Source organism: Brevundimonas sp. Root1423, assembly GCF_001426805.1.
This window is the reverse complement of record NZ_LMFL01000023.1, coordinates 78,971-97,500: the sequence shown is the minus strand read 5'-3', so window position 1 is coordinate 97,500 and position 18,530 is coordinate 78,971. Positions and strand designations below refer to the sequence as shown.

Sequence of the window (18,530 nt, the reverse complement as noted above, 5' to 3'; positions counted from 1 at the left end):
GTAGGGCGGGACACGTGAAATCCTGTCTGAACATGGGGGGACCACCCTCCAAGCCTAAGTACTCCTCTACGACCGATAGTGAACAAGTACCGTGAGGGAAAGGTGAAAAGCACCCCAACGAGGGGAGTGAAACAGATCCTGAAATCGGAAGCCTACAAGCAGTCGGAGCCCCCATGCGGGGTGACGGCGTACCTTTTGTATAATGGGTCAGCGACTTCATGTGTCGAGCAAGCTTAAGCCGTTAGGTGTAGGCGCAGCGAAAGCGAGTCTGAATAGGGCGCTAAGTTCGACGTATGACGACCCGAAACTAGGTGATCTATCCATGAGCAGGATGAAGGTTGGGTAACACCAACTGGAGGTCCGAACCCGTGAATGTTGAAAAATTCTGGGATGACTTGTGGATAGGGGTGAAAGGCCAATCAAACCTAGACATAGCTGGTTCTCCGCGAAATCTATTTAGGTAGAGCGTCCGACGAATTCCTCAGGGGGTAGAGCACTGGATGGTTGCGGGCTGCGCGAGCGGTACCAATACTAACCAAACTCCGAATACCTGAGAGAACTATCGGGCAGACACACGGCGGGTGCTAACGTCCGTCGTGAAAAGGGAAACAACCCTAACCATCATCTAAGGCCCCCAAGTACTGGCTAAGTGGGAAACGATGTGGGATTGCTTTGACAATCAGGAGGTTGGCTTAGAAGCAGCCATCCTTTAAAGAAAGCGTAACAGCTCACTGATCAAGCGATCCTGCGCGGAAAATGTAACGGGGCTCAAGCCAGTCGCCGAAGGTATGGGTGTGCACTTATGTGCATGCGGTAGCGGAGCGTTCCGTAAGCCGGTGAAGGTCAGGCGTGAGCCTGGCTGGAGGTATCGGAAGTGAGAATGCTGACATGAGTAACGATAAACAGTGTGAGAAACACTGTCGCCGAAAGACCAAGGGTTCCTGCGTAAAGCTAATCTGCGCAGGGTTAGTCGGCCCCTAAGGCGAGGCTGAAAAGCGTAGTCGATGGGAAGCAGGTAAATATTCCTGCACCAGCTGGAAGTGACGGATGGTGTAAGTTGTCAGGGCTTATTGGATTGTCCTGGCAGCGAAGCTGTCCCTGGAAATAACTCCAGCAGAGACCGTACCCGAAACCGACACAGGTGGTCAGGTAGAGTATACCAAGGCGCTTGAGAGAACTGTGCTGAAGGAACTCGGCAAATTGCACGCGTAACTTCGGAATAAGCGTGACTCACCTAGCGCAAGCTAGACTGAGTGGCACAAGCCAGGGGGTAGCGACTGTTTAGCAAAAACACAGGGCTCTGCGAAGCAGCAATGCGACGTATAGGGTCTGACGCCTGCCCGGTGCCTGAAGGTTAAAGGGAGTTGTGAAAGCGACGAACTGAAGCCCAGGTAAACGGCGGCCGTAACTATAACGGTCCTAAGGTAGCGAAATTCCTTGTCGGGTAAGTTCCGACCTGCACGAATGGCGTAACGACTTCCCCACTGTCTCCAGCACAGGCTCAGTGAAATTGAATTCCCCGTGAAGATGCGGGGTTCCCGCGGTCAGACGGAAAGACCCTATGAACCTTTACTATAGCTTCGCCTTGGCGTTAGCGACCGTATGTGTAGGATAGGTGGGAGACTATGAAACCGGGGCGCCAGCTCTGGTGGAGTCATCCTTGAAATACCACCCTTACTGTCGTTGACGTCTAACCGAGGGCCGTTATCCGGTCCCGGGACATGGCGTGGTGGGTAGTTTGACTGGGGCGGTCGCCTCCTAAAGTGTAACGGAGGCGCGCGATGGTGGGCTCAGACCGGTCGGAAATCGGTCGTCGAGTGCAATGGCATAAGCCCGCCTGACTGCGAGACTGACAAGTCGAGCAGAGACGAAAGTCGGCCATAGTGATCCGGTGGTCCCGCGTGGAAGGGCCATCGCTCAACGGATAAAAGGTACTCTAGGGATAACAGGCTGATTTTGCCCAAGAGTCCATATCGACGGCAAAGTTTGGCACCTCGATGTCGGCTCATCACATCCTGGGGCTGGAGCAGGTCCCAAGGGTATGGCTGTTCGCCATTTAAAGTGGTACGTGAGCTGGGTTCAGAACGTCGTGAGACAGTTTGGTCCCTATCTGCCGTGGGTGTTCGAAGCTTGAGAGGATCTGTCCCTAGTACGAGAGGACCGGGATGGACATACCTCTGGTGGACCTGTCGTGGCGCCAGCCGCGCAGCAGGGTAGCTATGTATGGAATAGATAACCGCTGAAAGCATCTAAGCGGGAAACTAACCTCAAAACAAGGCTTCGCTGAGGATCGTGGAAGACTACCACGTTGATAGGCCAGGTGTGGAAGTGGGGCGACCCATGAAGCTTACTGGTACTAATAATCCGATCGGCTTGATCGTTTCTCAGCAAAACTCATACGATTTTTCAGCTTTACTGCTGAACTGACAATGTCTTCTCACAATCGTCTATCCGCCTGGTTGACCTGGTGGCTATGTCGGAGGTTCCCCACCCGATCCCATTCCGAACTCGGTCGTTAAGCCCTCCAGAGCCGATGGTACTTCGTCTTAAGGCGCGGGAGAGTAGGTCGCCGCCGGGTCTACCAGACTGCCGCGGGATGGAGCAGCCCGGTAGCTCGTCAGGCTCATAACCTGAAGGTCGCAGGTTCAAATCCTGCTCCCGCACCCAAGATCTCAAAGCCCCGCCTGGCTCCCGCCGGCGGGGCTTTTTGCTGTTCCGGGCCTGTCGGGCCCCTTGGCCAACTCAGCCGTGCAAGCTTGCCCCGCAATACAACCATAGGTATTGACTCAGCCCTGACACACTCGGTATAGGTGTCTCCTCGACGGAGGACGCGCCATGGCGGAACGGACGACACTGCGGTCTCTGATCCAGGGCATCGCCGGCGCGATCGCCAGCGCCCAGCAGGAGATCGAGCGCCAGCAGATCCTCAATCTCGGGGCGTTCTTCGATCAGGCGTTGGGGCCGCTCATGATGAGCCTGCGCCTGCCGTCGCTGCGGCACGGGGTCGATCCGGGGACCGAGGATCTGGTCGACATCCCCCTGCTGACCCTGCTGCCGCACAATCCGTTGCGGATCAGCGAGGCCCAGGTCGAGTTCGATATAGAGCTGGGCGGGGTCGAGGACGGCGGCGAGCTGGAGGCCCCCAGCGTCATCCAGGAGACGGACGACGCTCACGACAAGGTGGCGCCCCAGCCCAAGGTGCGCCGGATCCTGGCCGACGCCTTCAATGGCGCGGCCTCGGCCAAGGGGCCCAAGGCCCACGTCATGATCAAGGTCCGCGACGCCGAGGTGCCTGAAGGGCTGGCCCGGCTGCTGACCGAACTGAACAAGATGCACGGCATGCGGCAGGCGCCGCCGATCGAGCCGACCTGACATGCGCGCCGCCGCGGCGGCGTCGCTGGGAGAGGGTCGCGCTGTGCGGCCCTGATGCGGGAGTAGAGACGATGGCGGATGGTGAACTGATTGATATGGCGTCCCAATTCAAGGGATTGCCGATGGCCGATCTGATCGGCGGACCCTTGCGGGCGGCGTGCGACGCCCAGATCGCCCTGGCGAATGCGACGGCGACCTTCGTCAAGGTGGTGGGCTTCAAGCCGCCGGCGACGGGCGATGATGCGAACGCCGTGGGCGACATCCGAGGACGAGGACGTCGTCATGGACGTGCCCCTGCTGGCCATCGTCAAGGTGCCATCCCTGTTCATCGACACGGTCGACATCACCTTCGACATGGAGGTGAAATCCTCGAGCTCGCAGAAGGAGTCGGAGGACAAGGAAGGCAAGTTCGCCGCCGACATGGAGGCCGGCTGGGGCTGTTTCAGCATCAAGGTCCATGTCGAGGGCTCGGTGGCGACCCACAAGGAGAACACCCGTTCGTCCGACAACTCGGCCAAATACCATGTCGAGGTTCACGCCTCGGACAAGGGGATGCCTGAAGGGCTGGCGCGGGTCATGGACATCATGAACTCGGCGATCGTGCCCAAGGCCCTGCCGAAGGCGGCCTGATCCCGAACTGAAGGAGCACCGCCTTGGCCGACGACCGGTTCCAGCTCTCCGACATGCGGTTTGTGAAGCGCATCGTCGCGGGCAGCCAGAACCCGTCGCCGATCAAGTCGGAGGAGGAGGAGCTTCTCCCTGCTCAACATCGGCGAGCATCAGGTGGTGCTGCAGTACACGGTCTATCACGTCGGCTTTTCGCGGAAGCCGCCATGGCTGGAGTGAATGGACCGGACAGCGTCTGGGCCGGGCGGGTCACGCCCGGTCTGGTCGCGGCGTTCGAGGCCGGACGCGCCCGGCTGGGGCCGGCGGGCCTGACCGTCGCCCTCGTTCAGGTCCGGTGGCGCGAGCCGGTCGGCGCGCCGTGGATGGAGCCGGCCTGTTTCCGCTGGCTGGTCCGGCTTCTGGGCGCGACGCGGCGGCGGCGGCGGCTGTCTCCGTCGGTCCGCGTCACGGTGAGGGTCACCGAAGGCCCGGACGGACGGCCTGACATCGATATCGTGACGCGACCCGGACGGGCGGCCCATCAGCGCCGCGGGTGAGTTTCCGCGACAGCCCGGGACCGGAAAAAAACAGTCTCAAGAGTCTCATGAGTCTCATCCGTCCACCTGTTCGTGGAGGGCATCTGGTTCAGTTGTCAAAGACCGGACCCCGAAGGACCCGGTCAATGAAGCATGCGCCTGCGTCAATTCCGGTCGTAGGCGGGTCAGGCGTTCCGGGAATCCCACCAACGGACGGCGTCCGCGTCGCGGGCGCTGAGCTCGGGATAGGCGGGGTCGGAGCCGACATCCGGTACCCGACGCCACGAGCGGGCGCATTTGGCGTGCTCAGCCAGACGCACGTCGACGGTTACCGCGTCGCCGCCCGAAGCCAGCTCGGCACCCGAGGTGCGGAAGACCTCGGCCGGGTCGAGGCCGTCGAAGGGCGCGAACGCCTCCGCCGGTCCGGTGACCACGGGCCAGGCGTCCAGGGCGCCGCCGATGACCTTCTCGCGCCGTGAGGCTTCGAGCGCCTCGTTGACGGTTTCGAGCACGGTCTGGACCTTGGCCCAACGGGCGGCCTCGACGTCATTCCGCCATTCCCCCGGCGTCTCCGGGATCACCCGGGCGCAGTTCGACCCGCCGTCAGGGAAGCGGGTGCCCCAGGCTTCTTCCATGGTGAAGGGCGTCAGCGGCGCCAGCCAGGCGGTAAGGCGCATGAACACCTCGTCCATCACGGTACGGGCCGCGCGGCGGCGGATCGCGTCGGGGCGGTCGCAGTAGAGGCTGTCCTTGCGGATGTCGAAATACAGGGCCGACAGGTCGTTGGAGCAGAACTCCAGCACCGGCCGCACCACGTCCTGGAAGCGGTATTCGGCGTAGGCCTTGCGCACGTCGCGATCGAGTTCCCACAGGCGGTGCAGGATGAACAGTTCGAGCGGCGGCATCTGGTCGAGCGGCAGGCGCTCTTCCTCGTCGAAGCCGACGAGGGCGCCCAGCAGATAGCGGACGGTGTTGCGCAGCTTGCGATAGGCATCGACCGTGGTCTGCAGGATCTGTTTCCCGATCCGCTGGTCCTCGGCGTAGTCCACCAGCGAGACCCAGAGGCGCAGGATGTCGGCGCCGGATTCCTTGATGACGACGGCGGGGTCGGTGGTGTTGCCCCGCGACTTGGACATCTTCTCCCCGNCCGAACCCATGGGACGTCCCTCTGTTTCCCGATCCGCTGGTCCTCGGCGTAGTCCACCAGCGAGACCCAGAGGCGCAGGATGTCGGCGCCGGATTCCTTGATGACGACGGCGGGGTCGGTGGTGTTGCCCCGCGACTTGGACATCTTCTCCCCGTTCTCGTCCTGGGTGAAGCCGTGGGTCAGGACGGCGTCATAGGGGGCGCGGCCGCGGGTGCCGGCGCCCTCCATCAGGTTGGACTGGAACCAGCCGCGATGCTGGTCCGAGCCTTCGAGATACAGGTCCGCCGGCCAGTGCGACGGGCGGTCGCCCGTGTAGCCGTGGGCCGGATCGCGCGTTTCCAGCGTGAAGGCGTGGGTGCAGCCGCTGTCGAACCAGACGTCGAGGATGTCCTCGATCTTTTCGAACCGCGATGCGTCGTGGTGACCGAGGAAGTCGGCGTCGGGGCGGGTGAACCATGCGTCCGCGCCGCCTTCGGCCACGGCCGCGGTGATGCGGGCGTCGACCTCGGCGTCGACCAGCGGCTGGCCGGTCTGTTTGTCGACGAACATGGCCAGTGGCGTGCCCCATGCGCGCTGACGGCTGATCAGCCAGTCGGGACGGCCTTCGACCATCGAGCGGATGCGGTTGCGGCCCGCCTCGGGGTGGAAGTCGGTCTTGTCGATGGCGTCCAGCGCCCGCTCGCGCAGGGTGCCGTCGCCCTTCAGCGGCGCAGCTGTGCGGATAGGAATGCTCCATCCGGCCGCGCGCCAGCAGATTGCCGGCCTCGATCAGCTTGTCCATCACCGCGGCGTTGGCGGGGCCGAACTTGCCGGTCTTCTTGCCCTCGGTCTCCAGCACCTTGAGGCCGGCGAACAGCGGGACGTGGTCATAGTAGGCGCCGTCGGGATCGACGGTGTCGGGCACCTCGTGATGGCCGTGGGCCTTCCAGACCTCGAAGTCGTCGGCGCCGTGGCCCGGGGCGGTGTGGACGAAGCCGGTGCCGGCGTCGTCGGTGACATGGTCGCCGGCCAGCAGGGGCACGGAGAAGCCGTAGCCGGGCGACAGGGCCGCCAGCGGGTGGGCACATTCCAGACCCGACGGGTTCAGGTCGTCGATCCGCGTCCAGGTCGCGATCTTCGCGGCCTTGAAGACGTCCTCAGCCAGCTTGTCCGCCACAATGAGCCGATCACCGGGCTTGGCCCATGGCTGGAACTCAAGGCCCTCTTCCATGGCCGTGACCTCATAGAGGCCGTAGGCGATCTCGGGGCCGTAGCTGATGGCGCGGTTGGCCGGGATGGTCCAGGGCGTCGTGGTCCAGATGACGACAGACGGATTGGCGTGGCGGAAGGCCAGAAGGTCGTCGGGATGGTCGTCGGTGGCGCCGGTAACGGGGAATTTGACCCAGACCGTCGGGCTGACGTGGTCGTGGTATTCGATCTCGGCGTCGGCCAGGGCCGTGCGCTCGACCGGCGACCACATGACGGGCTTGGAGCCGCGGTACAGCTGGCCCGAGTTCTTGAACTTGTGGAACTCGCCGACGATCGCCGCCTCGGTGGTGAAGTCCATGGTGGCGTAGCGGTGGTCCCAGTCACCGAGCACGCCCAGCCGCTTGAACTGCTCGCGCTGCACGTCGATCCAGCCGGTCGCGTATTCGCGGCAAGCCTGACGGAACTCGGCCTTGGAGACCTCGTCCTTGCGGCGACCCTTGGCGCGGTATTGCTCCTCGATCTTCCACTCGATCGGCAGGCCGTGGCAGTCCCAGCCGGGGACGTAGTCCACGTCGTTGCCCAGCAGGAAGCGGCTGCGGACGACGAAGTCCTTCAGCGTCTTGTTCAGGGCGTGGCCGATGTGGATGTCGCCGTTGGCGTAGGGCGGTCCGTCATGCAGGACGTAGAGGGGCGCGCCCTCGGCCTGACGCTGTTTGCGCAGGGCGGAATAGAGGTCGCCCCATTGCTCGATGATCGCCGGTTCCTTCTGCGGCAGGCCGCCGCGCATGGGGAAGGGCGTCTCGGGCAGGAAGACCGTTTCGCGGTAGTCGCGAGCGGTGGAGGGCGTGTCGGCGGCGTCGGCCATGAAGTCTCGTCTCGTCGTTAGGTGATCGTTCGCGTAGATTTCGATGCGCTATCGCCCGGAGGGCTGCTGGAGCGCGTGTCGTTTTCCCGGCGTGCACGGGGCCAGAGCCCTGCGGCGCTACGCCGGGCGGCTAATCGAAATCGGGCGAAACACGCGGACGGTCATGGTGGGTACGGTCTAGCAGACCGTGGGGGCCGGACGCCAGCCGGGATTGCCACGCGGGGCGGAGGGCTCAATAGTCGGCCGTCCCGGGGAGGGGCGAGCCTATGCGCCATATTCTGATAGCCGCCGCCGTGCTGGTCCTGTCCGCCTGTTCATCGCCCGAGGCCGCGGTGACGGGACCCGCGAACGCCGCGACCGCCGAGGCGCAGACGCCTGAAGCCTTTGTACGGTCGCTCTACAGCGTAGAGGCGGGCGGCACGGGCGAGGTCGAGCTGCCCGCGTACGACGGCGACCTCGAGATCGTCAGTTCTGCCCGTACGGCGGCCCTGTTTGCGGAAGCCAAGGCGCTGACCCCGCCGGGGTATATCGGCTATCCCGAAGGTCATCCGCTGGTGGAGTACGAAGAGTTCGGGTCGTTGCGGCTGGACGATGTCGTTACGACGCGGCACGGGCCCGATCGCGCCGATGTAGCGCTGGTTCTGGCCTTCACCAGGCCGGATACGCGGGTGAACCGGGTGTTCAAACTGGTGAAGGAGGAGGGGCGGTGGCGGCTGGACGATATGTTGTTCGGTGGCGAACAGCCGGGCCTGGTCGAAGGGTTCAACAGCTTTATCGCGGACGTAAAAGCGGATCCGGACGCATGGGGGAGAGAGTGATGAAGGTTCGGCTGGTCCTGACGTCTATGGCGGTTTCGGCGCTGACGCTGTCCGCCTGTTCGAACGACGAGGTCAGGGCGCCGGAGACCTCGGCGGCTGCCGCGCCCACCGCGCTGGTGGGCCGGGACGCGGTTTATGCCGCTGCCAGGGAGGGGCCGGAGCCCTTCGTGCGGGCGCTCTACGCCCAGTACGTCAATGGCGGACCGCAGGGCGAGCCGCCGGCGCCCGGGCGGGATCCGATTTACGACCGGATGCTGAACGCCATGATCGGCGAGGACTTCCGCAAGGCTGGCGGCGAGGTTCCGACGCTGAACCATGACCCGATCTGCGCCTGTCAGGACAGCGGCGACTTCGCCGTGGAGTCCGTCACGGTCCTGCCGGGGGCGGATGCGCGCAAGGCAGACGTGGCGGTGGTGTTCTCCAACATGGGGGAGACGAAGCGGCAGACCCTGAAGCTGGTGAAGGAGGGGCCGATGTGGAAGGTCAACGACGTCCTCGCGCCCGGCGAAAAGCCTCTGACCGAGCAGTTGATGGCGGCGATCAGCTGAGGGCCGCGCGCGCCGCAGCCGCATCCGTGTCGATCTGGACCTTCAGCGCGTCGAGGCCGTCGAAGGCCATTTCGCCGCGCAGGAAGGCGATCAGGTCGGTCTCGACTGTCTGACCGTAGAGATCCTCGTCGAAATCGAAGAGCCAGACCTCGAGCAGGGGCTCGGGCAACTCGTACATGGGGCGGACGCCGAGGTTGGCGACGCCGTCGATGACGCGGCCGTCGGGGAGGCGGGTGCGGGTGGCGTAGACGCCGTACGCGGGACGCATGTAGTCGCCCATACGGATGTTGGCGGTCGGGACGCCGATGGTTCGGCCGCGCTTGTCGCCATGGACGACCTCGCCCTCGATGGCGAAGGGGCGGCCCAGGATGGCGGCCGCGCGGGCCATGTCGCCGGCCTTGAGCGCCTCCCGGACGGCGGAGGAGGACAGTTTCAGACCGTCGGGATCGTCGACGCGGTCGGTGACGCCGACGGTGAAGCCGAGCGCCTCGCCGTGGCGGCGCAAGCCCTCGGGCGAGCCGGTGCGGCCCTTGCCGTAGGTGAAGTCGAAGCCGACGGCGGCGTGGGTAATGCCCAGGCCGTCCGCGAGCACTTCACGGGCGAAGGTCTCATCAGACATGGCGGCCATGTCGGCGTCGAACGGCAGGAGGTAGAGCGTGTCCACGCCCAGCGGCCCGAGGGCGCGGGCCATCTGGCCGGGGGTCATCAGGCGGAAGGGGGCGGCGTCGGGCTGGAACCAGCGGCGCGGGTGGGGATCGAAACTGACCACGCCGAGCGGGGCGCCGAGCCGGTGCGCCGCCTCGCGCGCATTGGCGATCACGGCCTGATGGCCGCGGTGCACGCCGTCGAAGGCGCCGATCGCGACGGCGGCGCCTTTCAGCCCGTCGGGCAGGGCGCGCCAGTCGGTGACGATCGCGGTCAAGTCAGTCCTTTGCGGGACGCCGGCGGCGGGGCACGCGCACGGTGGCGACGCCGCCCATGATCAGCTTGCCGTCGACGAAGCCCTCGCAGTCCAGCTCGACGCGGGCGCTCTCCTGATCGACCGAAACGACGCTGATGCGGACCTCGACCTCGTCGCCGATCCGGACGGGGGCATGGAACTGTAGGGTCTGGGAAATGTAGATGGCGCCGGCGCCGGGCAGGATGGTGCCGACCACGGCCGAGCCGAACGAGGCCGACAGCAGGCCGTGGGCGATGCGGCCGCGATAGGCGGTCTTGGCGGCGAAGGCCTCGTCCATGTGGACGGGATTGAAGTCGTCGGACGCCTCGGCGAACTGCTGGATGCGCTGTTCGGTGACCAGGATGGGCTTCACGGCGGTCATGCCGACGTGGAGTTCCTCCAGGATGTAGCCGCCGGAGGGGTGTTTCGAGACAAGTTCAACCATGCAAGGGCCTTAGCGTGAATCGCCTCCGCTCACCACGCCAGATCGAGCATGGCGTGGCGCGCCCAGGTGGTTTCGGCCTTCAGAAGGTCGGCGGCGCGGGCCGGGTCGAGGCGGCCGTTGGGGCCGCGGGCGGCGTCGCCATGGATGCCTTGGGCGATGAACAGGCAGTCTAGCGCCTGTTTGTTGGCGCCGAGCACGTCGGTGATCACACCGTCGCCGATGCACAGGACGCGTGAGCGGTCGACGGGTCGGCCCAGCAGGTCGGCGGCCTCCTTGAGGGCCAGGTCGTAGATCGGGCCGAACGGCTTGCCGGCCATGGTGACGCGGCCGCCGAGCGCTTCATACAGGTCGGCCAGCGAGCCGCCGCAGTAGATGAGTTTGTCGCCGCGCTGGACCACGCGGTCGGGGTTGGCGCAGATCATCTCCAGATCGCGGGCGGCGCCGGCGGACAGGCGGTCGCGGTAGTCTTCGGGAGTCTCCACCTCGTCGTCGATCATGCCGGTGACGGAGATGAAGGCGGCGTCGCCGGCGCCTTGCGCTGTCATGAGACCAAGGCCGTCGTAGAGGGCGTTGTCGCGCTCGGGGCCGATGATCCAGGCGGGGCCGGGCGCGCGGCGGGCCAGCTCCACGCGGGTGGCGTCGCCCGAAGTGACGACGGCGCCCCAGGCGCTGCGCGGCACGCCCAGATCGTCCATCTGCAGGATCATGCCCGGCGCCGGACGCGGCGAGTTGGAGATCAGCACGACCTTGCCGTGGTCGCGGTTGAAGCGGGTCAGGGCGTCGCAGGCGGCGGGCCAGCTTTCTCGCCCGTTATGGACCACGCCCCAGACGTCGCAGAGCAGGATGTCGTAGTCCGCGGCGATCTCGGACAGGCCGGTCAGGGCGTGGGGGAGGGTCATGGGGGCGGAGATAGCGGGTTCGGGAGTGGGGGTGAAGGGCGTCAGATACGCTCCGCCCGGAACACACCTCGCCCCTCCGTCGTTGGACCACGGGGCTGCGAGGAGACAAGGCATGCAAGGCATCTGGAAATTGGGGGCGGTCGCGGCCTCTGCGTTGACCCTGACGGGCTGCGCCACGACCGACAACTATGCGTCGGCCTGTCAGCGCGACTATGAGCGGAACCGGCAGTATGCGACCGCGAGCGGCGCGCTGCTGGGCGCGGCGGTCGGAGCGGCGATCGCCGGGGAGAACGACCGCGAGCGCGGCGCGGCCATCGGGGCCGTGGCCGGCGGGCTGCTGGGCAACCAGCTGTCGGCGCGGGACGATCCGTGCGGCTACGGCTTCGGCGGTTACAACACCGACGGCCGCTATGGCTATTCGCGCGTGCCGCGGCCCGGGGACTACGGGTCCTATCCCTACGGCTACTGAGACCTCAGTCGAACCTGATCCCGATCTCGTCGCCTGACTGCCAGGCGACGACGCCCTGACGGTCCCCGGCGGCGAGGCGGAGGACGATCCTGCCCTGCACCTTGACGCCGACGGTGGAGGTCAGCCGGACCTTGGCCCCGCCGTCGGTGAGGTTGCGGACCACCACGTCGATGACCTCTCCGTGGAAGCCATGGATGATCTGGCCGCTCATGGCCGTGCGAGGCCGAGGTCGGCGGCGGGGGTCGGGGGGAGGGTCTTCGGCGGCGGACATCGTGCAGGTATCGTAACGGCGTCGGGCGAGCGAGGTGTTAAGGCCCCGGTAACCGCATCTAGCCGGCCCGGCGTCGCTGGTCGGCGCTGCGCAGCGTCGACCGGATGAAGCCGGCGGGGGGATCTGTTTCCGCCAGCACGGCTTCCTTGATGGCGCGAGGCTCGCCGAACAGGTGGCCCTGGCCCATGCCGATGTCGAGTTCGAGGATGTCGACGATCTGGCGCTCGCTCTCGCACTTCTCGGCGATAAGCTCGATACCGTAGCGGCGCGTCAGGCCGGCGAAGTCGGCGGCCGAGATGTCGCGCAGGCTGGGCAGGGCCGAGGCGCCGTCGGCGTCCAGCAGCTGTTCGATCAGCAGGTCGGCCGCCACCTTCATGAACTTGACGTCGGAACGCTGGAGGTCGGCGAAGTCGAGGTCCAGCGTCTGGACCTTATCGATCGAGAAGCGGAAGCCGAGGTCGGCCAGCTTGGCCATGTTGCGGGCCTCGGCGGCGCCGCGGGCGTCGAAGGTGGCCTGACCCAGTTCGAAGATCAGGGCCTGGTTCAGGTCGCGGTTCTCGGACAGGAATTCGAGGAACTGGGGGAAGAAGGTCTCGTCGCCGAGCGAGGACAGGGCGACGTTGCAGAAGACGCCGACCTTGCGGTCCTGACGGGCCAGACGGCGAACGATCTGGGCGCAGCGGAACAGCAGCAAGTTGTCGATGGCGGGGACCAGACCCTCGCCCTCGGCGACCGAGAGGTATTCGGACGGCATCATCACCCGGTCGTCGGCGGCGCGCAGACGGGTGAAGCTTTCGTAGAAGATGGTCCGGCGCTGGGGCAGGGAGACGACCGGCTGGAGGTAGAGGTCGACGCGGTTCTCGGCCAGGGCGTCGTGGATGGTGGCCAGAAGGACGTTGGCCTGATCGCGGTGACGGGCCTCGAAGGGGCTGGCAGGCTCGGGCTGGGCCATGCGGTGGTCGAGCGACTCGCTCATCTGCGAGATCAGGGTCTCGAGCATGCGGACTTCGCCGGAGAGGGCCTCGTTGGAAGTGACGGCGCCGGACTCGATGGCCTGGGCCAGTTCGGTGAGCGCGCCTTGGGTCGACTCCATGGCGTCGGCCAGCAGGCGGTGGGCCTCGCGGACGCTGTCGATTTCCTTTTTCAGCGCGGCCTTGTCGGCCTTGGCGGTGATCAGGGTATGGCCAGCCAGAAACAGGCCGAGCACGCCGAAGCCCGCGGCCACGCCGGCGCCGGCGCCGAGATTGGAGCTCCACAGAAAAGCCCCGGCCGTCATGGCCAGGAACAGATAGGTGAAGAACAGGAAGCCCTGGGTGAGTGCGCGCATTGGAAACGGATCGTCCGTCTTCCCGGATGGAATCGCCCGAGTATCGGGGTATCAGAGCAGAACGCCTAGGCTTCCGCGCGGATTCTCCCCACTTCTTCGAGGTTAACGATGGAATTGTTCGATCTGACCGGCAAGGTCGCGGTGATCACCGGCTCCTCGAAGGGGATCGGCAAGGYGCGCGGGTGGTGATCAGTTCGCGCAAGGCCGGGCCGTGTCAGGAGGTCGCCGACGCGATCAATGCGAGGCACGGCGAGGGTCGGGCCATGGTCGTGCCGGCCAATATCGCCTCGAAAGAAGATCTTCAGCGGCTGGTCGACGAGACCAATGCGGCCTTCGGAAAGATCGACATCCTCGTCTGCAACGCGGCGACCAATCCCTATGCTGGCCCGATGGCGGGGATCAATGACGAGCAGTTCGGCAAGATCCTTCAGAACAACGTCGTCTCGAACCACTGGCTGATCCAGATGGTCGCGCCGCAGATGCTGGAGCGAAAGGACGGGTCGGTGATCATCGTCTCGTCGATCGGCGGCCTGAGGGGCAACGCCCTGATCGGCGCCTACAACATCTCCAAGGCGGCGGACATGCAGCTGGCGCGCAATCTGGCGGTGGAGTGGGGGCCGTCGAACGTTCGGGTGAACACCATCGCTCCGGGCCTGGTGCAGACCGACTTCGCCAAATATCTTTGGGAGAACCCCGAGCTGCTGAAACAGGTGACGGAGCCCGCGCCGCTGAAGCGGATCGGCCAGCCGGACGAGATCGCGGGGGCGGCCGTGTATCTGGCGGCGCCGGCCTCGGCCTACATGACCGGCCAGACGCTGGTGGTGGACGGCGGGATCACCATTGCCTGGTGAGGAAAAGCGCATCGGTCTGCGGCAGGACCTGATCTGGCGGCTGGAGGCGGTCGGCTTCGCCGGCTTCGTGGGCCTGATGCGGCTGCTGGGGGTCGAGCGGGCGTCGGCGTTCGGTGGCTGGGCGCTGCGAACGCTGGGGCCGAAGACAGGGACGCAGAAGACGGTGATGCGGAACCTGCGCATCGCCTTCCCGGAGATGAGCGAGGGCGAGCGCGAGGCGCTGGCGGTGGCGCAGTGGGAACAGACGGGCCGGTCATTCGCCGAGACGGCGGTGATGGACATTCTGGTGAAGCAGAACCGGATCGAGGTCGTGGGGCTGGAGCGGCTGCACGCGATCCGGGACAGCGGCCGGCCGGTGGTCTTCGCGGGCGGGCATTTCGCCAATATCGAGACGCTGGCGGCGACGATCACGGGCTCGGGCGTGCCGTGCCAGATCACCTATCGCGCMGATCATCGCGGCGCGGGCGCGGTATGGCGTGAAGCTGTTCGCGCCCAAGGGCGGGGACGGGGCGCGGGAGCTTCTGGCGGGGATGGCGCGGGGCGAATCCGTGGCCCTGATGAACGACCAGAAATTCTCGGAAGGGCCCGAGGTGATGTTCTTCGGCCAGCCGGTGAACGCCGCGCCGGGGCCCAGCCGGCTGGCGCTGCGGTTCGGGACCGTGCTGCAGCCGATGTCGGTGGTGAGGCTGCCCGGCGTTCGGTTCCGGCTGACAGTCTATGACCCGATCGAGCTGGAACGGACCGGCGACCGGTCCGCCGACATCCTGCGCGGGGTGCAGGCGATCACGACCTTCGTCGAGGAGCGGGTTCGGGAAAGCCCGGTCGACTGGTTCTGGGTCCACAAGCGGTGGCCCGCCAAGGTCTATGCGGCGCTGGAGTCCGGCGCGCGGGACTGATCGCGGGCGCGGCGCATCGGTCCCTTGTAATCGGCCGACTGCGTGCGGCGGCGATCGGGTCCGAAATATTCGTCGGTCTTCACGAACGGGCGGGGATGGAAGATCACCGCCTGGATGCGGTCGAGGATCGCCTTGGCCGTGATCGGCTTGACCACGAATTCGGTGACCCCGGCGTCGCGCGCCTCGACGATGCGGCGCTTCTCGGAGTGGCCGGTCATCATGATGATCGGCAGATAGGGGTTGGCGGTGTCCGGGCTGTTGCGGACCATGCGCGTGAACTCGACGCCATCCAGCGGGAACATCTTGAAGTCGATGATCACCAGATCGGCGGGATAGTCGCGCAACATCTCGAGCGCGGCGGCGCCGTCAGACGCCTCGCGAACCATACGGATTCCCGCCGACTGGAGCACCGCCGTGGCGATGGTCCGCATGTGTGGATTGTCGTCGACGAGGAGGATTTTGAGGGCGCTGAGCGAGGCCATGGATCGTTGTCTTACAGTCCAGCCAGGACCGGGAATAACGCCGCTCTACGGACGGATTCCTTTCCCGTCCATGACCGATCAGTGATCACCTTGGCGGTAATCGGTTACGGCTATGCAGTTTCAACCATGAGTGACGGATCGAGGTTTCGATCGCGCCATTTCATGCGCCAGCACAGGTGCGGACCGGTCGCCCGGCCGGTCATTCCGACCCGCCCGATCGGGTCGCCGCGGCGGATGTCCTGACCTTCACGGGCGTCGATCTGCGACTGGTGGAGATAGGCGGTGATCAGGCCCTGACCATGGTCGATCAGGACGAGGCCGCCTTCGAAATGCAGGCCGGGTTGAGCCAGGGTCACGCGCCCGTCGGCGGGCGCGCGGATGGGCGCGCCCTGCGGCGCGGCGAGATCGATTCCGTAGTGGGGCCGGGCGGGCGTGCCGTTCAGGATTCGCTGGCTGCCCCAGCGGCTGGTGACGCGGAAAGTCTCCAGCGGCCAGATGAAGGCCTGGCTGAAATGGTCGGCGTCGATGCGGCTGGCGAAGCCCTCGGTCTTGAGGGCGACCTCGCGCTGGATACGGGCCAGAAGGACGGGGTCGGTGGGCTCGATGGTCGAGGGCGGCAGGCCGTCGATGCGGCTCTCGGGAAACTGGCCCGGGGCGATGGTCAGGGTCCGCATCGCGGATCGGCCGTCGAGGCGGGCCTCGATCCGGGCGCTGCCCGGCGCGTCGCGGTCGAAGCCGACGATGAAGGTTCCATCCGCCGAGGCGGTGGTCAGGGACTCCCCGTCAACGAAGATCAGGGCCCGGGGCCAGGTCCGGCCGATGGCGTGGCCGCCCTGGACGAAGCGGCCGGTCAGGGGCAAATCGTCCGACGCCGGGGGCCGCCCTGCCGCGGGCGCCCAGGCCGCTGTCGGCGCCAGACCAGCGAGCGCGCCGCCGATCAGGATCTGGCGGCGCGGCAGGATCAAGGCTGTTGGCCCAGGCCCTGGAAGGCCTCGTTCGGGCCCGCGTAGGCTTCCTGCTTGCTGACCGACCAGTAGCGCAGGGTCTCCAGCGGGACGCGCTTGCCGCTGACGGCGCAGATCACGGCCCGACCCGGCTTGAGGACGGCGAACTCGCCGTCGCCGTAGTGGAGGGTCGCGGTGTCGGAGGAAGGTTTGGCCATGGCGTCAGGCTAGCGTGGGCGCGCAGGCCGCGCCACGGATTTCCCGTGTCAGAAGAGGTCGCCCTGACCGGGCGCGGGCGCCCTGGGTTTTGGCGGCGCGGCAGGTTTCGGGCGCGCGATCGGGGGAGCGCCGTCGCCGTCTATGTGCGCGCCCTTCGATCCGTCGGCGAAGACCAGCCGGACGGCCTGACCGTCGTGCAGGGCGGCGGCGGCGGCGATCATGGCGCCGTCCTCGCTTTCGACGCGGGCGAAGCCGGGCTTGGGCGTTTTGGGGTTCAGGCTGGTCAGGGCGCGGGAGAGGGCCGCGAGGCGGGCCTCGTCGCGTTCGAGGCGGCGAGGCAGGGCGACGAGCCGGGTCCCGACCGCCTCAAGCCGCGCGGCGCGCTGGTCGAGGCGGCGATGCAGCGGCTCGGGCGACAGGCGGGCGAGGGCGCGCAGCAGGCGATGCTCATGCGCCTTCACATTGGCGGTCAGGCCAGAGCCGAGGCGGGCGGAGACCGACTCCAGCCGGTCCCTGCGGCGCTCCATGGCCCGGTCGAGGAGGGCGGGGGACAGGCGGCCGGTGACGCCGACCAGTTTGCGCTCGTGCAAGGCGACGTTGCGTGTGAGCCCCGAAGCCAGCCGGCTGCCGGCGTGGTCCAGCCGTTGCTGCGGCAGGGCAAGGACGTCCTCGGGCCGGGCGGGCAGGCCTCGGGCGGCGGCGCGCAGGCGGGTGCGGCGGTCCTCGAGGATGCGGCCTCCGGCGCGGGCGAGGCGGCGGTCGAGATCGGCGACGGCGTAGCGCAGGTCGGCCAGCACCGGGGTGGCGATCTCGGCTGCGCCCGTCGGCGTGGGCGCGCGACGGTCGGAGACGAAGTCGATCAGGGTGGTGTCGGTCTCGTGCCCCACGGCCGAGATGATCGGGATGGTCGCGGCGGCGACGGTGCGGGCCAGCCCCTCGTCATTGAAGCACCACAGATCCTCGACCGAGCCGCCGCCGCGGGCGACGATCAGGATGTCGGGGCGAGGGATGGGACCGCCGGGCTTCATGGCGTCGAAGCCGCGGATGGCGTTGGAGACCTGACCGCAGGCGGCGTCGCCCTGGACCACGACCGGCCAGACGATGACGCGGCAGGGCCAGCGCTCGGCGATGCGGTGCAGGATGTCGCGGATCACCGCCCCGGTCGGGCTGGTGATGACGCCGACCACGGCGGGGAAGGTCGGGATGGGCTGCTTGCGGCCCGGTTCGAACAGACCCTCGCCGGCCAGTTTGGCTTTCAGCCGCTCCAGTTGGGCCAGAAGGGCGCCGGCGCCGGCGGCCTCCATGGTCTCAATGACGATCTGGTACGAGGAGCGGGCGGGGTAGGAGGTGATCTTGCCGGTGACGATGACCTCGAGGCCCGACTCCGGGCGGACGCCGAGGCCGCGGACGGACCCCTTCCAGATGACGCCGTCGATGGCGGCCTTGTCGTCCTTGAGCGTCAGATAGACGTGGCCCGAGGCGTGGTGGTTCACCTTGGAGATCTCGCCCCGCAGGCGGACGTGGCCGAACCGGTCCTCGAGCGTGCGCTTGAGGGCGAACGACAGTTCCGAGACCGTCTGGGGCGGATTGTTGTCCCGCGCGGGCGGCGGCGGTTCGTCGGCCGGGCCCTCGAAGACGTAGGAGTCGTCGCTCATCCGGGCAGGGTAGCGGGGAGAGGGGGCGTCGGGAATGGGTTTGCGGTGTCGT

General features: G+C 66.5%; 16 protein-coding genes, 1 tRNA gene, 2 rRNA genes and 5 pseudogenes (1 of these 24 cut by a window edge). 13 read left to right on the top strand and 11 right to left on the bottom strand.

The window, feature by feature from the left end; translation table 11 throughout:
• From ASD25_RS13805 to ASD25_RS13780, 7 genes and pseudogenes are all read left to right on the top strand, one after another.
• Positions 1-2,381, top strand: a 23S ribosomal RNA gene (locus ASD25_RS13805) (it extends 408 nt beyond the left edge of the window).
• Positions 2,382-2,463: 82 nt separating this feature from the next.
• Positions 2,464-2,578, top strand: a 5S ribosomal RNA gene (rrf, locus tag ASD25_RS13800).
• Between the two features lie 12 nt (positions 2,579-2,590).
• Positions 2,591-2,667 (top strand) — tRNA-Met (locus ASD25_RS13795).
• 168 nt (positions 2,668-2,835) lie between these two features.
• Complete coding sequence (locus ASD25_RS13790) at positions 2,836-3,372, top strand: DUF2589 domain-containing protein (protein WP_056617712.1); 537 nt, start codon at positions 2,836-2,838, stop codon at positions 3,370-3,372.
• 71 nt (positions 3,373-3,443) lie between these two features.
• Positions 3,444-3,584: pseudogene (locus tag ASD25_RS33200) on the top strand (DUF2589 domain-containing protein); the annotation flags it as partial.
• A gap of 25 nt (positions 3,585-3,609) precedes the next feature.
• The gene (locus tag ASD25_RS13785) at positions 3,610-4,002 is read left to right on the top strand and encodes a DUF2589 domain-containing protein (RefSeq protein ID WP_200943632.1); all 393 of its coding nucleotides are present in this window, start codon (positions 3,610-3,612) and stop codon (positions 4,000-4,002) included.
• Positions 4,003-4,205: 203 nt separating this feature from the next.
• The gene (locus tag ASD25_RS13780; protein ID WP_056617709.1) at positions 4,206-4,535 is read left to right on the top strand and encodes a hypothetical protein; all 330 of its coding nucleotides are present in this window, start codon (positions 4,206-4,208) and stop codon (positions 4,533-4,535) included.
• 164 nt (positions 4,536-4,699) lie between these two features.
• Here the strand turns inward: ASD25_RS13780 and ASD25_RS29440 are convergent.
• Positions 4,700-5,660, bottom strand: a pseudogene (locus tag ASD25_RS29440) (class I tRNA ligase family protein); the annotation flags it as partial.
• A 1-nt stretch (position 5,661) separates the two neighbouring features.
• Positions 5,662-7,714: pseudogene (locus tag ASD25_RS13770) on the bottom strand (isoleucine--tRNA ligase); the annotation flags it as partial.
• 266 nt (positions 7,715-7,980) lie between these two features.
• Here ASD25_RS13770 and ASD25_RS13765 point away from each other — a divergent pair.
• Positions 7,981-8,532 carry a hypothetical protein gene (locus ASD25_RS13765; protein WP_056617703.1) on the top strand — a complete coding sequence of 184 codons (552 nt, stop codon included), beginning with the start codon at positions 7,981-7,983 and terminating at the stop codon, positions 8,530-8,532.
• A complete protein-coding gene (locus ASD25_RS13760; RefSeq protein WP_056617700.1) occupies positions 8,532-9,080 on the top strand; it encodes a DUF3828 domain-containing protein in 549 nt (182 codons plus the stop codon). Before ASD25_RS13765 ends, ASD25_RS13760 begins: the two co-directional genes overlap by 1 nt.
• Here ASD25_RS13760 and ASD25_RS13755 read toward each other — a convergent pair.
• From ASD25_RS13755 to ASD25_RS13745, 3 genes are read right to left on the bottom strand one after another with little or no spacing between them, the layout of a single operon-like run.
• The gene (locus ASD25_RS13755) at positions 9,073-10,002 is read right to left on the bottom strand and encodes a bifunctional riboflavin kinase/FAD synthetase (protein ID WP_056617697.1); all 930 of its coding nucleotides are present in this window, start codon (positions 10,000-10,002) and stop codon (positions 9,073-9,075) included. The genes ASD25_RS13760 and ASD25_RS13755 overlap by 8 nt on opposite strands.
• A 1-nt stretch (position 10,003) precedes the next feature.
• Complete coding sequence (locus ASD25_RS13750) at positions 10,004-10,465, bottom strand: MaoC family dehydratase (protein WP_056617695.1); 462 nt, start codon at positions 10,463-10,465, stop codon at positions 10,004-10,006.
• A gap of 29 nt (positions 10,466-10,494) precedes the next feature.
• The gene (locus ASD25_RS13745) at positions 10,495-11,364 is read right to left on the bottom strand and encodes a TIGR01459 family HAD-type hydrolase (protein ID WP_056617692.1); all 870 of its coding nucleotides are present in this window, start codon (positions 11,362-11,364) and stop codon (positions 10,495-10,497) included.
• A gap of 112 nt (positions 11,365-11,476) precedes the next feature.
• On the opposite strand from ASD25_RS13745, the gene ASD25_RS13740 reads away from it, so the two are divergent.
• Positions 11,477-11,833, top strand: a complete 357-nt coding sequence (locus tag ASD25_RS13740; protein ID WP_056617688.1) for a glycine zipper domain-containing protein — start codon at positions 11,477-11,479, stop codon at positions 11,831-11,833.
• A gap of 4 nt (positions 11,834-11,837) precedes the next feature.
• On the opposite strand, the gene ASD25_RS13735 is transcribed toward ASD25_RS13740, so the two are convergent.
• Together ASD25_RS13735 and ASD25_RS13730 are read right to left on the bottom strand one after the other, a co-directional pair.
• A complete protein-coding gene (locus ASD25_RS13735) occupies positions 11,838-12,044 on the bottom strand; it encodes a hypothetical protein (protein ID WP_056617685.1) in 207 nt (68 codons plus the stop codon).
• A gap of 118 nt (positions 12,045-12,162) precedes the next feature.
• On the bottom strand, positions 12,163-13,431 hold the full coding sequence (locus ASD25_RS13730; RefSeq protein WP_056617682.1) for an EAL domain-containing protein: 1,269 nt from the start codon (positions 13,429-13,431) through the stop codon (positions 12,163-12,165).
• 108 nt (positions 13,432-13,539) lie between these two features.
• On the opposite strand from ASD25_RS13730, the pseudogene ASD25_RS13725 reads away from it, so the two are divergent.
• From ASD25_RS13725 to ASD25_RS33190, 3 genes and pseudogenes are all read left to right on the top strand, one after another.
• A pseudogene (locus ASD25_RS13725) lies at positions 13,540-14,282 on the top strand (SDR family NAD(P)-dependent oxidoreductase).
• A 76-nt stretch (positions 14,283-14,358) separates the two neighbouring features.
• A pseudogene (locus ASD25_RS33195) lies at positions 14,359-14,637 on the top strand (lipid A biosynthesis acyltransferase); the annotation flags it as partial.
• Between the two features lie 121 nt (positions 14,638-14,758).
• On the top strand, positions 14,759-15,178 hold the full coding sequence (locus ASD25_RS33190) for a lysophospholipid acyltransferase family protein (protein WP_369816592.1): 420 nt from the start codon (positions 14,759-14,761) through the stop codon (positions 15,176-15,178).
• On the opposite strand, the gene ASD25_RS13715 is transcribed toward ASD25_RS33190, so the two are convergent.
• The 4 genes from ASD25_RS13715 to xseA all read right to left on the bottom strand — a co-directional run bounded on the left by ASD25_RS13715 (position 15,145) and on the right by xseA (position 18,478).
• Entirely contained in the window at positions 15,145-15,660 is a 516-nt protein-coding gene (locus ASD25_RS13715; RefSeq protein ID WP_056617679.1) for a response regulator, read from the bottom strand. The two genes, ASD25_RS33190 and ASD25_RS13715, sit on opposite strands and share 34 nt — an antisense overlap.
• Positions 15,661-15,770: 110 nt before the next feature.
• Positions 15,771-16,625: a M23 family metallopeptidase gene (locus tag ASD25_RS13710; RefSeq protein WP_235562729.1), complete on the bottom strand. Its 855-nt coding sequence runs from the start codon at positions 16,623-16,625 to the stop codon at positions 15,771-15,773.
• Entirely contained in the window at positions 16,622-16,822 is a 201-nt protein-coding gene (locus tag ASD25_RS13705; RefSeq protein WP_056617675.1) for a DUF2093 domain-containing protein, read from the bottom strand. Before ASD25_RS13705 ends, ASD25_RS13710 begins: the two co-directional genes overlap by 4 nt.
• A gap of 48 nt (positions 16,823-16,870) precedes the next feature.
• Complete coding sequence (xseA, locus tag ASD25_RS13700) at positions 16,871-18,478, bottom strand: exodeoxyribonuclease VII large subunit (protein ID WP_056617672.1); 1,608 nt, start codon at positions 18,476-18,478, stop codon at positions 16,871-16,873.
• Between the last annotated feature and the right edge of the window lie 52 nt (positions 18,479-18,530).

Coding starts and splice junctions, on each gene's coding strand:
- ASD25_RS13790 (WP_056617712.1), top strand. CDS start 2,836: ATGGCGGAACGGACGACACTGCGGTCTCTGATCCAGGGCATCGCCGGC.
- ASD25_RS13785 (WP_200943632.1), top strand. CDS start 3,610: ATGATGCGAACGCCGTGGGCGACATCCGAGGACGAGGACGTCGTCATG.
- ASD25_RS13780 (WP_056617709.1), top strand. CDS start 4,206: ATGGCTGGAGTGAATGGACCGGACAGCGTCTGGGCCGGGCGGGTCACG.
- ASD25_RS13765 (WP_056617703.1), top strand. CDS start 7,981: ATGCGCCATATTCTGATAGCCGCCGCCGTGCTGGTCCTGTCCGCCTGT.
- ASD25_RS13760 (WP_056617700.1), top strand. CDS start 8,532: ATGAAGGTTCGGCTGGTCCTGACGTCTATGGCGGTTTCGGCGCTGACG.
- ASD25_RS13750 (WP_056617695.1), bottom strand. CDS start 10,465: ATGGTTGAACTTGTCTCGAAACACCCCTCCGGCGGCTACATCCTGGAG.
- ASD25_RS13745 (WP_056617692.1), bottom strand. CDS start 11,364: ATGACCCTCCCCCACGCCCTGACCGGCCTGTCCGAGATCGCCGCGGAC.
- ASD25_RS13740 (WP_056617688.1), top strand. CDS start 11,477: ATGCAAGGCATCTGGAAATTGGGGGCGGTCGCGGCCTCTGCGTTGACC.
- ASD25_RS13735 (WP_056617685.1), bottom strand. CDS start 12,044: ATGAGCGGCCAGATCATCCATGGCTTCCACGGAGAGGTCATCGACGTG.
- ASD25_RS13730 (WP_056617682.1), bottom strand. CDS start 13,431: ATGCGCGCACTCACCCAGGGCTTCCTGTTCTTCACCTATCTGTTCCTG.
- ASD25_RS13715 (WP_056617679.1), bottom strand. CDS start 15,660: ATGGCCTCGCTCAGCGCCCTCAAAATCCTCCTCGTCGACGACAATCCA.
- ASD25_RS13705 (WP_056617675.1), bottom strand. CDS start 16,822: ATGGCCAAACCTTCCTCCGACACCGCGACCCTCCACTACGGCGACGGC.
- xseA (WP_056617672.1), bottom strand. CDS start 18,478: ATGAGCGACGACTCCTACGTCTTCGAGGGCCCGGCCGACGAACCGCCG.